This window comes from Kitasatospora sp. A2-31 (assembly GCF_022288725.1).
Taxonomy (GTDB): domain Bacteria; phylum Actinomycetota; class Actinomycetes; order Streptomycetales; family Streptomycetaceae; genus Kitasatospora.
Map to the genome: position 1 here is coordinate 149,347 of NZ_JAKNTA010000009.1, position 14,284 is coordinate 163,630.

At 73.0% G+C, this 14,284-nt stretch carries 11 protein-coding genes; 5 read left to right on the forward strand and 6 right to left on the reverse strand.

All coding sequences use genetic code 11. The features are described 5' to 3' along the window. Window positions 1-216 precede the first annotated feature (216 nt). Complete coding sequence (locus tag MCM47_RS24915) at window positions 217-498, forward strand: HPr family phosphocarrier protein (protein WP_238863922.1); 282 nt, start codon at window positions 217-219, stop codon at window positions 496-498. Between the two features lie 82 nt (window positions 499-580). Here MCM47_RS24915 and MCM47_RS24920 read toward each other — a convergent pair whose 3' ends face one another. The 3 genes from MCM47_RS24920 to MCM47_RS24930 all read right to left on the reverse strand — a co-directional run bounded on the left by MCM47_RS24920 (window position 581) and on the right by MCM47_RS24930 (window position 4,822). Next, complete coding sequence (locus MCM47_RS24920) at window positions 581-1,774, reverse strand: RtcB family protein (RefSeq protein ID WP_238863923.1); 1,194 nt, start codon at window positions 1,772-1,774, stop codon at window positions 581-583. A 316-nt stretch (window positions 1,775-2,090) separates the two neighbouring features. Then, window positions 2,091-3,458 (reverse strand): pitrilysin family protein, encoded by a 1,368-nt coding sequence (locus tag MCM47_RS24925; protein ID WP_238864073.1) that lies wholly within the window; start codon window positions 3,456-3,458, stop codon window positions 2,091-2,093. Window positions 3,459-3,478: 20 nt separating this feature from the next. Next, window positions 3,479-4,822 carry a pitrilysin family protein gene (locus MCM47_RS24930; protein ID WP_238863924.1) on the reverse strand — a complete coding sequence of 448 codons (1,344 nt, stop codon included), beginning with the start codon at window positions 4,820-4,822 and terminating at the stop codon, window positions 3,479-3,481. Window positions 4,823-5,052: 230 nt separating this feature from the next. Here MCM47_RS24930 and MCM47_RS24935 point away from each other — a divergent pair, with 230 nt between their 5' ends. Both MCM47_RS24935 and MCM47_RS24940 read left to right on the forward strand, forming a co-directional pair. After that, complete coding sequence (locus tag MCM47_RS24935; protein WP_238863925.1) at window positions 5,053-7,503, forward strand: DNA topoisomerase (ATP-hydrolyzing) subunit A; 2,451 nt, start codon at window positions 5,053-5,055, stop codon at window positions 7,501-7,503. Between the two features lie 87 nt (window positions 7,504-7,590). Further along, window positions 7,591-8,496: a sucrase ferredoxin gene (locus tag MCM47_RS24940; RefSeq protein ID WP_238863926.1), complete on the forward strand. Its 906-nt coding sequence runs from the start codon at window positions 7,591-7,593 to the stop codon at window positions 8,494-8,496. Window positions 8,497-8,749: 253 nt separating this feature from the next. On the opposite strand, the gene MCM47_RS24945 is transcribed toward MCM47_RS24940, so the two are convergent. From MCM47_RS24945 to MCM47_RS24955, 3 genes are read right to left on the reverse strand one after another with little or no spacing between them, the layout of a single operon-like run. Next, on the reverse strand, window positions 8,750-9,826 hold the full coding sequence (locus MCM47_RS24945; protein ID WP_238863927.1) for an ABC transporter substrate-binding protein: 1,077 nt from the start codon (window positions 9,824-9,826) through the stop codon (window positions 8,750-8,752). A 53-nt stretch (window positions 9,827-9,879) separates the two neighbouring features. Next, window positions 9,880-10,752, reverse strand: coding sequence for an ABC transporter permease (locus MCM47_RS24950; protein ID WP_374209199.1), 873 nt, complete (start codon window positions 10,750-10,752; stop codon window positions 9,880-9,882). Next, the gene (locus MCM47_RS24955; RefSeq protein WP_238863928.1) at window positions 10,742-11,575 is read right to left on the reverse strand and encodes an ABC transporter ATP-binding protein; all 834 of its coding nucleotides are present in this window, start codon (window positions 11,573-11,575) and stop codon (window positions 10,742-10,744) included. Before MCM47_RS24955 ends, MCM47_RS24950 begins: the two co-directional genes overlap by 11 nt. Before the next feature lie 257 nt (window positions 11,576-11,832). On the opposite strand from MCM47_RS24955, the gene MCM47_RS24960 reads away from it, so the two are divergent. Both MCM47_RS24960 and MCM47_RS24965 read left to right on the forward strand, forming a co-directional pair. After that, window positions 11,833-13,479, forward strand: coding sequence for a sensor histidine kinase (locus tag MCM47_RS24960; protein WP_238863929.1), 1,647 nt, complete (start codon window positions 11,833-11,835; stop codon window positions 13,477-13,479). Then, complete coding sequence (locus MCM47_RS24965; protein WP_238863930.1) at window positions 13,479-14,168, forward strand: response regulator; 690 nt, start codon at window positions 13,479-13,481, stop codon at window positions 14,166-14,168. The genes MCM47_RS24960 and MCM47_RS24965 overlap by 1 nt, the downstream gene beginning before the upstream one ends. Window positions 14,169-14,284: the final 116 nt, after the last annotated feature.

The following is a 14,284-nucleotide window of genomic DNA, read 5'->3' on the forward strand; positions in this document are numbered from 1 at the left end:
CCGAATGGCGCCGGACGTGCACCCGCGGCAGGGTGGACAGGGCCCCAGGGGCCGACGTACCGGGTCCCGAGCCCCTTCTTATGCCCCCGAAAGAAACAATCACAACTCCCGAACGGGGCGGCTCGGAGGGGTTCCCTGCGTGCAACACTGGTCTAGACAACATGGCCGCCTCCCCCGGACCCGGCCATGACCAGCTTCACCGGAAAGGCACGTCTCATGGCTGAGCGCCGCGTCACCATCGGTTGGGCCGAGGGCCTGCACGCCCGTCCCGCCGCCGTCTTCGTCAAGGCCGTGGCGGCCACCGGCGTGCCGATCACCATCGCCAAGCCGGGCGGCACCCCGGTCAACGCCGCCTCGCTGCTCGGCCTGCTCGCCCTCGGCGCCAAGGGCGGCGAGGAGGTCGTCCTCGCCTCCGACGCCGACGGCGCCGACCAGGCCCTGGACCGCCTCGCCAAGCTGGTCGCCGAGGGCCTCGACGAACTCCCCGCCGCCGCCTGAGCCAGACCGCCAGCGGAAAGCGCCCGGCAGTGCACAGCACTGCCGGGCGCTTCCGTTCGCACATCGGGGGCCTCGCCGCGTCTCAGCCCTTGACGCAGACGACCTGCTTCAGGTGGGCCACCACCTCGACCAGGTCCTTCTGCTGCTCGATGACCTTCTCGATGGACTTGTAGGCGCCCGGGATCTCGTCCACGACTCCGGAGTCCTTGCGGCACTCCACGCCCTTGGTCTGCTCGACCAGGTCCTGGGTGGTGAACCGCTTCTTCGCGGCGCTGCGGCTCATCTTGCGACCGGCACCGTGCGAGGCCGAGTTGAACGCCGCCTCGTTGCCGAGACCGCGGACGATGTACGAACCCGTCCCCATCGAGCCGGGGATGATCCCGTAGTCGCCGGAGCCCGCCTTGATCGCGCCCTTACGGGTCACCAGCAGGTCGACGCCGTCGTACGTCTCCTCCGCCACGTAGTTGTGGTGGCAGCTGATCACCTCGTCGAAGGTGACCTTGGCCTTGGCGAACTCGCGGCGGACGACGTCCTGGAACAGCGCCATCATCAGCGCGCGGTTGTTCTTCGCGTACTCCTGCGCCCAGAAGAGGTCCTGGCGGTAGGCCGCCATCTGCGGGGTGTCCGCGATGAAGACCGCGAGGTCGTGGTCGACCAGGCCCTGGTTGTGCGGCAGCGAGCGGGCGACGCCCATGTGGTGCTCCGCCAGCTCCTTGCCGATGTTGCGCGAACCGGAGTGCAGCATCAGCCAGACAAAACCGGACGAATCTACACATACCTCACAGAAGTGGTTCCCGCTGCCCAGCGTTCCCATCTGCTGCATGGCCCGTTCGCGGCGCCACTTGACCTCCGGGGCCACCCCGTCGAAGCGCTGCCAGAAGTCGTCCCAGCCCGCCGTCGCGAAGCCGTGCAGCTTGCGCGGGTCGACCGGGTCGGTGTGGAGGCCGCGGCCCACCGGGATGGCCTGCTCGATCTTGGAGCGCAGTCGGGACAGGTCGTCCGGCAGGTCCTTCGCGGTCAGCGAGGTCTTCACCGCGCTCATCCCGCAGCCGATGTCGACGCCGACCGCCGCCGGGCAGACGGCGCCCTTCATCGCGATCACGGAGCCGACGGTCGCGCCCTTGCCCAGGTGGACGTCCGGCATCACGGCGAGGCCGTGCAGCCAGGGCAGCGAACTGATGTTGCGCAGCTGCTGCATGGCCTGGCCCTCGACGGTGGCCGGGTCGGTCCACATCCGGATCGGGACCCGGACGCCGGGCACCTCGGTGTACGACATGGTTGAACGACCTCCAAAGGTCGGTTGGTTCAAGTCTCGGTGGTGCCGCGCGAAGAGTCCCGGCGCGGCTCGGGGAAGATCGGGGGCAGTGCTCAGACTGCGGAGGGGCGGCGGAAGGACGACGGCCTCGGGGAGCGCACGATGGTCTGCTCGACCCGCATGGTGACCGCCTCCTCTCCGTGTGTGTGCCGGTGCGTCCCGGCTGCCGGGGGATATCTACCCACAGCGCGCTCGCGCCCCGCAAGGGATTAAACGGCGGCGGGCCCGGCGGAGCGGAGTGCTCCACCGGGCCTGCCGGTACCGGGGTTCGGCGGTCTCAGGCGCTGATCACGGTGACCTCGCCGATGCCGAGTTCGCGCACCTGGTCCGCGAACGCCGAGGCGTCGCCGACCAGCACGGTGACCAGGCGGTCCGGCGGGAAGGCGGCGACCACGGCATCGGTGGCGGCGGCGGTGGGGAGTTCGGCGAGCTGCCGGTAGACCTCGGCCTGGTAGTCGTCCGGCAGGTGCTGCTCGACCTGGTCGGCCAGGGTACCGGCGACCGAACCCGCGGTCTCGTACTTCAGCGGCGCGACGCCGACCAGGAACTGCACGGCCTCGTCGCGCTCCGCGTCGGTGAGGCCCTCGGCGGCGAGGGTGCGCAGGATGGTCCAGGTGTCGGCGAGGGCCGGGGCGGTGGAGGCGGTGTCCACCGAGCCGCTGATCGCGAGCAGCGCGCGGCCGCTGCCGTCGGCGGGGGAGCGCAGCGGCTGGGCGAAGGCCCGGACGCCGTAGGTGTAGCCCTTCTCCTCGCGCAGCACCCGGTCGAGGCGGGAGGTGAGGGTCCCGCCGAGGCAGTAGGTGCCGAGGATCTGGGCGGCCCAGGCGGGGTCGTGGCGGTCGGGGCCGATGCGGCCGATGAGCAGCTGGGTCTGGACCGAGCCGGGCCGGTCGACGATGACGACGCGGCCGGTGTCGTCGGCGGTGACCGGGGCGTGGACGCCGGCCTCGGCCGGGGCGGCGGTCCAGGTGCCGAGGGTGCTCTCCAGCAGCGCCGGCAGGTCGGTGCCGGTGAGGTCGCCGACCACGACGACCGTGGTGGTGGCGGGGCGGATGTGGGCGTCGTAGAAGGCCTTGACGCCGGCGCGGTCGATGGACTTGACCGTCTCGGCGGTGCCGCCGCGGGGTCGGGAGAGGCGGTCGGCGCCGTCGAAGAGCTCGGCGTAGAGGGCCTTGGCGGCGCGGCGGGCGGGGTTGGCCTGCTCGTGGACGATCTCGTCGAGGCGGTTGGCGACGAGTCGCTCGATCTCGTCCTCGGGCAGGGCGGGGGCGCGCAGGGCGTCGGCGAGCAGGCTGAGGCCGCGCTGGAGCCGGCTGGCGGGGACTTCGAGGGAGACCCGGATGCAGGGGTGGTCGGCGTGCGCGTCGAGGGTGGCGCCGGCGCGCTCCAGCTCGGCGGCGAACTCCTCGGCGGTGAGGGTGTCGGTGCCCTCGCTGAGGGCGCGGGCGAGGATGCTCGCGATGCCGTCGAGGCCGTCGGGTTCGGCGGCGAGCGGGGCGTCGAGCAGGACGTCGACGGCGACCAGTTGCTGGCCGGGGCGGTGGCAGTGCAGGACGGTGATGCCGTTGCCGAGGGCGGCGCGCTCGGGGGCGGGGAAGGCCCACGGGCTGGGGGTGCCGGGCTTGGGCTGGGGGTGGAACGTCATGGCGGGGACGTGGTCCGTGCTCATGCGGCGGTGCCCTCCTCGTCGGTGGCGGCGGTGGTGTCGGTGTCGTCGGCGGGAGTGGGCTCGTAGACGAGGACGGCCCGGTTGCGCGGGTGCAGGCGGGCCTGGGCGACGGCCTGCACCTCCTCGGCGGTGACGTCGAGCACCTTGGGGAGGGCTTCGTTGAGCAGGTTGGGGTCGCCGAAGAGGACGGCGTAGCGGCAGAGTTCGTCGGCGCGGCCGGCGACCGTGGTGAGCCGGTCGAGCCATTCCCGCTCGATCTGGGCCTGGGCGCGCTCGAGTTCGGCGGCGGTGGGGCCTTCGGCGGCGAAGCGGGCGAGCTCCTCGTCGACGGCGGTGTCGATCTGCTCGATGGTCGCGTCACCGGAGGTCTTGACGTCGAGCCAGCCGAGGCTGGGGGCGCCGGCGAGGCGGAGCAGGCCGAAGCCGGCGGCGACGGCGGTGCGGTCGCGGCGGACGAGGCGGTTGTAGAGGCGGCTGGACTCGCCGCTGCCGAGGATGGTGAGGGCGAGGTCGGCGGCGTCGGCCTCGCGGGTGCCGTCGTGCGGGAGGCGGTAGGCGGCCATCAGGGCGCGGGAGGGGACGTCCTCGCGGACGAGTTCGCGCAGTTCGCCGCCGATGGTGTCGGGCAGGGTGCCGTCGCGCGGGGGCTGCTTGGCGTCGTGCGCGGGGATGGTGCCGAAGTACTTCTCGACCCAGGCGATGGTCTGCTCGGGGTCGATGTCGCCGACGACGGAGAGGACGGCGTTGTTGGGCGCGTAGTAGGTGCGGAAGAACGTGCGGGCGTCCTCCAGCGTGGCGGCGTCCAGGTCGGCCATCGAGCCGATGGGGGTGTGGTGGTAGGGGTGGCCGTCGGGGAAGGAGAGCGCGGTGAGCTTCTCGAAGGCCGTGCCGTAGGGGACGTTGTCGTAGCGCTGGCGGCGCTCGTTCTTGACGACGTCGCGCTGGTTCTCCATCGAGGCGTCGTCGAGGGCGGTGAGCAGCGAGCCCATCCGGTCGGCCTCGAGCCAGAGGGCGAGTTCCAGCTGGTGGGCGGGCATGGTCTCGAAGTAGTTGGTGCGCTCGAAGCTGGTGGTGCCGTTGAGCGAGCCGCCGGCGCCCTGGACGAGCTCGAAGTGGCCGTTGTTCGAGACGTTGGCCGAGCCCTGGAACATGAGGTGCTCGAACAGGTGGGCCAGGCCGGTTCGGCCCTTCACCTCGTGGCGGGAGCCCACGTCGTACCAGAGGCAGACGGCGGCGACCGGGGTGAGGTGGTCCTCGGAGAGGACGACGCGCAGGCCGTTGGCCAGGCGGTGCTCGGTGATGGCGATGCCTCGGGTTGAGGCGGGGGCCGGGTTGGCCATGCGCTCGGGTCCTTCCCGTCGTCGATGTCGGGGGTTCGTGTGGCGTCCCCATTGTGGTGCAACGCGCGAAGGGCGCGGATGTGTCCGCGCGGTCGTGGCGTTCGCCAGGGGCGGAAGAGGGGCGGCGGCGGGGATTGTCGGCGGGAGGGTCCACAATGGGGGCGCTGAGCCGTGATCCGAAGCAGAGCAGAACCGCAGACGCAGACAAGACGCAAGGGAGCCCCGCCGCGATGGCCCGCCGCAGTTCGCAGACCCCGCCGCCCGGAGATTTCGAGGAGCGGATCCTCGACGTCGACGTCGTGGACGAGATGCAGGGCTCCTTCCTGGAGTACGCCTACTCGGTGATCTACTCGCGCGCGCTGCCGGACGCGCGGGACGGTCTGAAGCCGGTGCACCGCCGGATCCTCTACCAGGCCAACGAGATGGGCCTGCGGCCGGAGCGGGGGCACGTGAAGTGCGCCCGCCTGGTGGGCGAGGTGATGGGCCGGCTGCACCCGCACGGTGACGCGTCGATCTACGACTCGGTCGTGCGCATGGCGCAGCCGTTCTCGATGCGGCTGCCGCTGATCGACGGCCACGGGAACTTCGGCTCGCTCGGCAACGACGACCCGCCGGCCGCGATGCGTTACACGGAGTCGCGGCTGACGGCCGCGTCGATGGCGATGGTGGAGTCGATCCACGAGGACACGGTCGACTTCGGTCCGAACTACGACGGCAGCGAGCTGGAGCCGATCGCGCTGCCGGCCGCGTTCCCGAACCTGCTGGTGAACGGCGCGACGGGGATCGCGGTCGGCATGGCGACCAACATGCCGCCGCACAACCTGTCCGAGGTGGTGGCGGCCGCCCGGCACCTGATCAAGCACCCGAACGCGGACCTGGACACGCTGATGCGGTTCGTGCCGGGTCCGGACCTGCCGACGGGTGGGCGGATCGTCGGTCTGTCGGGGATCCGGGACGCCTACGAGTCGGGTCGCGGCACCTTCCGGATCCGGGCGACGGCGACGGTGGAGGCGGTGACGGCCCGCCGCAAGGGCATCGTGGTCACCGAGCTGCCGTACAACGTCGGCCCGGAGAAGGTGATCTCGAAGATCAAGGACCTGGTCAACGCGAAGAAGCTGCAGGGCATCGCGGACGTCAAGGACCTCACCGACCGCGAGCACGGGCTGCGGCTGGTGATCGAGGTGAAGAACGGCTTCGTGCCGGAGGCGTTGCTGGAGCAGCTGTACAAGCTGACGCCGATGGAGGAGACCTTCGGCATCAACAACGTGGCTCTGGTGGACGGCCAGCCGCTGACGCTGGGTCTGAAGGAGCTGCTGGAGGTCTACGTCGACCACCGCTTCACCGTGGTGCGCCGGCGCAGCGACTTCCGCCGGCGCAAGCGCCAGGAGCGGCTGCACCTGGTCGAGGGCCTGCTGGTGGCGCTGGTCGACATCGACGAGGTCATCGCGATCATCCGGTCCAGCGACAACGCGGCGCAGGCGAAGGAGCGCCTGATGGAGCGCTTCTCGCTGTCGGAGACGCAGACGGCGTACATCCTGGACACCCCCCTGCGGCGGCTGACCCGGTTCGACCGGGTGGAGCTGGAGGCGGAGCAGGCGAAGCTGACCGCGGAGATCGCGGAGCTGACGGAGATCCTGGAGTCGGACGCGCGGCTGCGCAGCGTGGTGTCGGGCGAGCTGGGTGCGGTGTCGAAGCAGTTCGGCACCGAGCGGCGGACGGTGCTGCTGGAGGCGGGTGCGGCGCCGTCGGCGGCGCTGTCGGTGCCGCTGGAGGTGGCGGACGACCCGTGCCGGGTGCTGCTGTCGTCGACGGGCCTGCTGGCGCGGACGGCGGACGGCGAGCCGTTCGAGCTGTCGGAGAAGCGGGCGAAGCACGATGTGATCGTGTCGGCGGTGCCGGCCACGGCGCGGGCGGACGTGGGCGTGGTGACGTCGGCGGGCCGGGTGCTGCGGCTGCCGGTGATCGATCTGCCGGCGTTGCCCCCGACGCCGTCGCCGACGCTGGCGGGCGGGGCCGCGGTGGGCGAGTTCCTGCGCCTGGAGGCGGGTGAGCGGGTGCTGGCGTTGACCACGTTGGACGAGTCCTCGCCGGGGCTGGCGCTGGGCACCGTGCAGGGTGTGGTGAAGCGGGTGGTCCCGGAGTGGCCGGCGAACAAGGACGAGTTCGAGGTGATCGCGCTCAAGGAGGGCGACGAGCTGGTGGGCGCGGTGGAACTGCGCACGGGTGAGGAGGACTTGGTCTTCATCACCTCGGACGCGCAGCTGCTGCGCTATCCGGCGGGCCAGGTCCGTCCGCAGGGCCGGCCGGCGGGCGGCATGGCGGGGATCAAGCTGTCGGACGGTGCCCGGGTGCTGTCGTTCACCGCGGTGGATCCGGGGGCGGACGCGGTGGTGGTCTCGGTGGCCGGTGCTTCGGGCACGCTGACCGGCGAGGCGCAGTCGACGTGGAAGGTCACGCCGTTCGAGCAGTACCCGCGCAAGGGGCGGGCCACCGGCGGTGTCCGCTGCCAGCGCTTCCTGCGCGGTGAGGACTCGCTGTCCTTCGCCTGGGCGGGCGCGGCGCCGGCCAGGGCCGCGACGGCCAAGGGCGCCCCGGTCGACCTGCCGGAGCGGGACCCGCGGCGGGACGGCTCGGGCACGCCGGTGACGGCGCCGGTCGCGGTGGTGGCCGGCCCGGCGTAGCGGCGCCCGGTACGGGTTCGGGGCCCGCGGCGGGACACCTCCGGGTGTCCGGCCGCGGGCTTTTCCGGTACGGGTAGCCTTGCCTGCGTGAGCACGTGTGCGACGTTGTCGCGGGAGCTGTCCGAGCCGCTGGCCGCCACCGCGGCGACCGCCACCACCTGGCTGCTGGTGGAGCAGAACGGTCCTTGGGGGGCCAAGGCGCTGGGTGAGAGCCGTCTGGATGCTGCGGTGGGGCGGGCGCTGGAGGCGGCCGCGGCCGGGACCGGGGTGCGGGTGGCGTTGGTCCGCCGGCCCGGGCGGCATGCGGACTGCTTGCCGACCGCGCGGCACGAGGTGATCGTGGCGCACGCGGTGCCGGGTCGGAGCTGGGTGCGCCGGTCGGCGGTGGCCGATCCGGCGGAGCTGCTGGAGCTGGACTTCGCGGCGCTGGGCGCCGGTGATCACGGCGGGTTCGGCGTCGAGCACGTGGGCGGTCCGATCGCGCTGGTCTGTACGAACGGGCGCCGGGACCGCTGCTGCGCGCTGCTGGGGCGGCCGCTGGCGGCGCAGTTGGCGGCCGGCGGGCACAGCGAGGTGTGGGAGGTGACGCACCTGGGCGGGCACCGCTTCTCCCCCACGATGCTGGTGCTGCCGTACGGCTACGCGTACGGGCGGCTGACGGCGGAGAGCGCCAAGGAGGTGCTGGCGGCGACGGCGGCCGGGCACATGGTGCCGGAGTGGTCCCGGGGCCGTTCGGGCTGGGAGCGTCCGGGCCAGGCTGCCGAGCACGCGGTGCGGGTGGCCACCGGGGAGACCGCGGTGGACGTGCTGACGGTGGTGCAGCGACCGGCGGGCGGGGGGCGCTGGCTGGTCGGGGTGGTGCACGAGGACGGCCGGGCCTGGGAGGTCGAGGTGGTCGAGGGTGTGAGCGAGCCGGCCCGGCCGGAGAGCTGCGGCAAGGCGGCGGGGACGCCGTCGCGGATGGACGTGGCGGCGGTCCGGCGGGTGGCGTAGCGGCGGCTCCGGTACCGGGCCCGTGCCGGCCGCGCGACGCGAGGGCCTTCGCACCGGTGCGAGGGCCCTCGCACGGCAACTGCCGGGCGCTGCAACGGCCCCGCGCCCGTGGGGGTGGGCGCGGGACCGCCGGTGAGGTGAGCGGCCCCGCGGCCGCTGTCCGAGGCGGCACGGGGCCGTCACGGTGCGGGGCGGCACGGGGCCGTCACGGTGCGGGGCCCTCGCGATGCGGGGCCGTTCCGTCGGGGGCGGCTCAGCCGGTGGCGGCCTTGGTGACGAACTCCGTGGTGTAGGTGCGGGCGAGGTCGATCGTGCCCTCCTTGCCCTTGACGTCCGGGTGGAACGCCGCGAGCACCGCCAGCACGGTCCTGGGGCCGTCGGCGGGCATCACCCCGTCGGTGGTGAACATCGGCAGCGTCGCCTTGATCGCGGCGGCGTACTGTTCGGCCCCGCCCTGCGCGTAGTCGGCGGGCATCTTCGCGGCGATCTCCTCCGGGGTGTGGCCGGACATCCACTTGAGGGTCTTCACGAAGGCGTTGGCGAGCTTCTGGGTGGTGTCCTTGTTCTTCTCCACCCAGTCGGTGTTCATGTAGAGCGAGGACGACGGGTAGAGCCCGCCGAGCGCGTCGCGCGAGCCCTGCGGGGTGCGCATGTCGTAGAGGATCTTGCCGAGGCCCTTGTCCAGCACGGTGGCCACCGTCGGGTCGGTGGTCATGCCGGCGTCGATGCTGCCCTGCTGGAGGGCGGCGATGAAGGTCTGGCCGGCGCCGACCGCGATCGGGCTGAACTCGCTCACGGCGGTGCCGTTCTTGACGGCGAGGTACTTGGTGAGGAAGTCGGTGGAGGAGCCGATGCTGGTGACGCCGAGCTTGCGCCCCTTGAAGTCGGCGCCGGACCTGATGGCCTCGGCCTGCTTGGCGGAGACGATCTCGACCTCGCCGGGGGCCTGCGAGAACTGCACCACGGACTCGACGTTCTTCCCCTTGGCCTGCAGGTCGATGGTGTGGTCGTAGAAGCCGACGGCGCCCTGGACGTCGCCGGCGAGCAGCGCGGTGGTGGCGTTGACGCCGGCGGGCTCGCTCATCAGCTCGACGTTGACGCCGGCCTCGCCGAAGTAGCCGAGGCGCTGGGTGAGCATGGCCGGCAGGTAGATGACCTTGTCCAGGCCGCCGACCATGATCTTGACCTTGGGGCCGTCGACCTGCTGCCCGGCCGGTACGGCGGCGGCGTGGGAGGCGGAGGCGGCGTCGTTGGCGCAGGCGGTGAGGGGGAGCAGCAGGACGGCGGCGAGGGCGGTGGCGGCGGCTCTGCCGGTCGGGTTCGGGCACATGGGTGGGGGCCTCTCTGCGGACGGGCGGGGTGGAGGAACGGGCGGGGTGGGGGTCAGCGGCCGTCGCCGGAGTCGGCGGGCTTCCAGCGGAACAGCTTCTTCTCGGCGAAGGTCAGCAGCCCCTCGGTGAGCAGCGCGACGACGGCCAGGATGGTCATCGCGGCGTACACGCCGGCCGCGTTGAAGGTGCCCTGGGCCGCCGCGACGAGCAGGCCGAGGCCCTTGGTGGCGCCGATGTACTCGCCGACGATGGCGCCGATCAGCGCGAAGCCGAAGCTGACGTGCAGGCTGGTGAAGATCCAGGTGGTGGCGGCGGGGATGACCACCTGCAGGGTGACCATGCGGTTGTTGGCGCCCAGGATGCGGGCGTTGGCGACGAGGTTGCGGTCCACCTCGCGGGCGCCCTGGAAGGCGTTGAAGAAGACCGGGAAGAACACCAGCACGACGGCGGAGGCGACCTTGGAGGCCGGGCCGAGGCCGAACCAGATCAGGAAGATCGGTGCCAGCACGATGCGCGGGATGGCGTTCAGCACCTTGATGTAGGGCCCGAACACGTCGGCCAGGAAGCGGATCCGGCCGAGTGCGATGCCCAGCAGCACGCCGCCGGTGACGCCGAGCACCCAGCCGCTGAGGGCCTCGTAGAGGGTGTAGCCGATCTGTTCTCCGAGCGAGCCCTGAGCGGTGCCGTGGGTGATCCACTGCCAGATCTGGGCCCAGATCCGTGACGGCTGGGAGAAGTTGAACGGGTCGACGACCTCGGTCCGGGCGCAGAGCTCCCAGAGGCCGAGGAAGGCGAGCAGGACGGCGACCCGGGCCCCGTAGACGCTCAATCGGCGGTTGCGCGCGGCCCGTTCGCGGGCTTCGGTACGGCTGGCGGGGGCGGCCGGGGCCTGGGCGGCGGCGGCCACGGTGGTCTCAAGCGGCACGACCCGCTCCTCTCTCGCGGGTGATGCGCACCTCTTCGCCGAGCGAGGCCCAGATCTCGCGGTACAGCTCGACGAACCGCGGTTCCAGCCGGACGGCCTCGACGGTGCGCGGGCGGGGCAGGTCGACGGTGAAGACCTCCTTGACGGTGGCCGGGCCGGCGGTCATCACCACGACCCGGTCGGCCAGCGCGATGGCCTCGTCCAGGTCGTGGGTGACGAAGACGACCGACGAGCCGGTGCCGGCCCAGAGCTCCAGCAGCTGGTCGGACATCAGGGCGCGGGTCTGCACGTCGAGCGCCGAGAACGGCTCGTCCATCAGCAGGATCCCCGGGTCGTTGACGAAGGTCTGGGCCAGGGCGACCCGTTTGCGCATGCCGCCGGAGAGCTGGTGGGGGTAGCGGTCCTCGAAGGCGGCCAGGCCGACCCGGGCCAGCCAGTCGCGGGCCCGCTCCCGGGCCTCGGCGGCCGGGACGCCGCGGAACCGCGGGCCGGCCGCGACGTTGGACAGGACGGTCCGCCAGGGGAAGACGGCGTCCTGCTGGAAGACGAAACCGACCTGCGGGTTGATCCCGCCGACCGGCACCCCGTACACCCGGACGTCGCCCTCGGTGGGCTCCTCCAGGCCGCTGACCAGCGTCAGCGTGGTGGACTTGCCGCAGCCGGTGGGGCCGACGACGGCGACGAACTCACCCTGCGCGACGGTCAGGTCGAGATCGCGGACGGCGGTGTGCAGCGCCCCGGACGGGGTGCGGAAGCGCTTGGTGGCGCCGCTCAACTCGATCGCGGGAGCCGGCGTCGGATCCGGCACCGGGGTTGTACGCATGTGACCTCCCGGGTCTGTGCTTGCCCCGGGAGGCTAGGAGCGGGCCGGGCGGCGGCGGGAGCCTTCTCGGCGTACTGCGGGTTCTCCGCGTTGAGGGGTGTTCTGCTCGTTTTGCTTCCGCTACAACAGCGGGGACGCGGCTGACAGGAGCACCCCGGAAACGTAGGGTGTGCCGACCACCCGGCCGACACCAGGGCCGACCACCCGGCCGACCCCAGGGCCGATGGCTGGGCCGACCACAGGAGAGGAGGCCCCGGATGAAGCACCCCCGCCGCCCCCGCCGGGTCTTCGCCCAGCTCCTGCTGAGCCAGACCGTCGTCACCGTCGGCGTCACCGTGGTGACCGCCGGGCTGTTCCTCGCCCCGGTCAGCTCCGAGCTGGACCACGACGCGATGCAGCGAGCCCTGTCGATCGCCCAGGCCACCGCAGGCGACGAGGCGATCGCCCGGGCCGCCGAGGCCCGCGACTCCGCCACCGCCCAGCGCAACGCCGAGCAGATCCGGCTGGCCACCGGCGCCAGCTTCGTCGTGGTCACCGACGTGGACGGGATCCGGCTCTCGCACACCGACCCGGACCGGATCGGCCACCGGGTCTCCACCGACCCCGAGCCCGCGCTCAGCGGCCGCAGCGTCACCGCCATCCAGGAGGGCACGCTGGGCCGCACGGCCCGCGGCAAGGTGCCGCTGCGGGTAGCCGACGGGCGGATCGTCGGCGAGGTGTCGGTCGGCATCAGCGACGACTCGATCCGGCGCCGGTTGCTGAAAATGCTCACCGGCATCCTGCTCTGCGCCGGCGCCGGCCTCGCCGCCGGCACCCTCGCGACCCTGGTACTGGCCCGGCGGCTGAAGCGCCGCACCCACAACATCGCGCTGGCCGACATCTCGGCACTGCTGGTGGAGCGGGAGGCCATGCTGCACGGCATCCGCGAGGGCATGGTGGCGCTGGACGAGCACGGCCGGATCCGGCTGGCCAACGACGAGGCGGTACGGCTGCTCGGCCTGCCCGCGGGCAGCACCGGCCGGCCGATCGACGCGGTGCTGCCGCCCGGGCGGCTGGCCGACGTGCTGGCCGGGCGGATCGCCGGCACCGACCTGCCGGCCGTCCGGGACGACCGGGTACTGGTGGTGAACCGGATGGCCACGGCCGAGGGCGGCGCGGTGGTCACCCTGCGCGACCGCACCGAGCTGGAGTCGCTGGTCCGTGAACTGGACACCACCCGCAGCCTCACCGAGGCGCTGCGGGCCCAGGACCACGAGCACGCCAACCGGATGCACACCCTGCTCGGTCTGCTGGAGCTCGGCCGGCACGAGCAGGCCGTGGAGTTCATCTCGGAGCAGTCGGGCTCGCACGCGGCGGTCGCGGCCCGGATCGCCGAGCAGGTCCAGGACCCGCACGTGGCCGCGCTGCTCGCGGGCAAGACCGCGGTGGCCGGCGAGCGCGGCGTCCGGCTGGCGGTAGCCCCGGCCACCCACCTGCCGGACGCGGTGGTGGACGCCCGGGCCCTGGTCACCGTCCTCGGCAACCTGATCGACAACGCCGTGGACGCGCTGGCGCCGGGCGGCGGCGGCCGGGTGGAGGTGGTGGTGGCCGCGGCCGGAGCGACCCTGCTCGTGGAGGTCTCCGACAGCGGCCCGGGGGTGCCGGAAGGTCTGCGCGAACGGGTCTTCGAGGAGGGGTGGAGCAGCAAGGACGCGCCCGCGCACCGGCCGCGCGGGCTGGGGCTGGCGATGGTGCGGCGGCTGGTCGAGCGGACCGGCGGCCGGATCGTGCTGGACGCGGGCCCGCTCGGCGGGGCCCGGTTCACCGTGGAGCTGCCCGAGGCGCTGCACACCGCGGCCCTGCCCGAAGCCGGCCCGGACGCCCGTGGGGACCACCGGCCCACCGGACCGCTCGTGGAGGCGTGATGATCGACGTACTCGTGGTGGACGACGACTTCCGGGTCGCCGACGTGCACGCCGCGTACGTGGCCAGGGTGCCCGGCTTCCGGGTCACCGGGACCGCGCACTCTGCCGCAGAGGCGCTGGCCGCCCTGGAACGGCGCCCGGTCGACCTGCTGCTGCTCGACCACCACCTGCCGGACGAGACCGGCCTCGCCCTCGTCCGGCGGCTGCGCGAACGGCAGGTCGCCTGCGACGTGATGATGGTGACCGCGGCCCGGGACGTCTCCACCGTGCACGCGGCCATGCAGCACGGCGCCCTGCAGTACCTGGTGAAACCGTTCACCTTCGCCGGTCTGCGGGAGAAGCTCGTCGCCTACGCGCAGCTGCGGCACGCGCTGGCCGGACCGGCCGCCCGCGAGGCCGGCCAGGACGAGGTGGACCGGCTGTTCGCGACGCTGCGCAGCGCGGCGGCCCCGGCGGCCGCGCTGCCCAAGGGGCACTCGGCGCCCACCACCGACCTGGTGCTCGGGGTGCTGCGCCGGGCCGGCCGGCCGCTCTCCGCCCAGGAGGTCGCGGACGCCACCGGGCTGAGCCGCTCCACCGCGCAGCGCTACCTCAAGCAGTTGGAGCGGGACAGCCGGCTGCGGCTGACCCTGCGCTACGGCGACACCGGCCGCCCCGAGCACCGCTACGGGCTGGCCGCCCGCGGCTGACCGGGAACCCTCGGCCGGCAGCGGCCCGGTACGCAGGCTGTCCGGAGCCGGGCCCGCGCCGGACCCCCCGCCGTGGACGCACCGCACCCCGGCGGCCTGGGACCACCGGGGTGCGC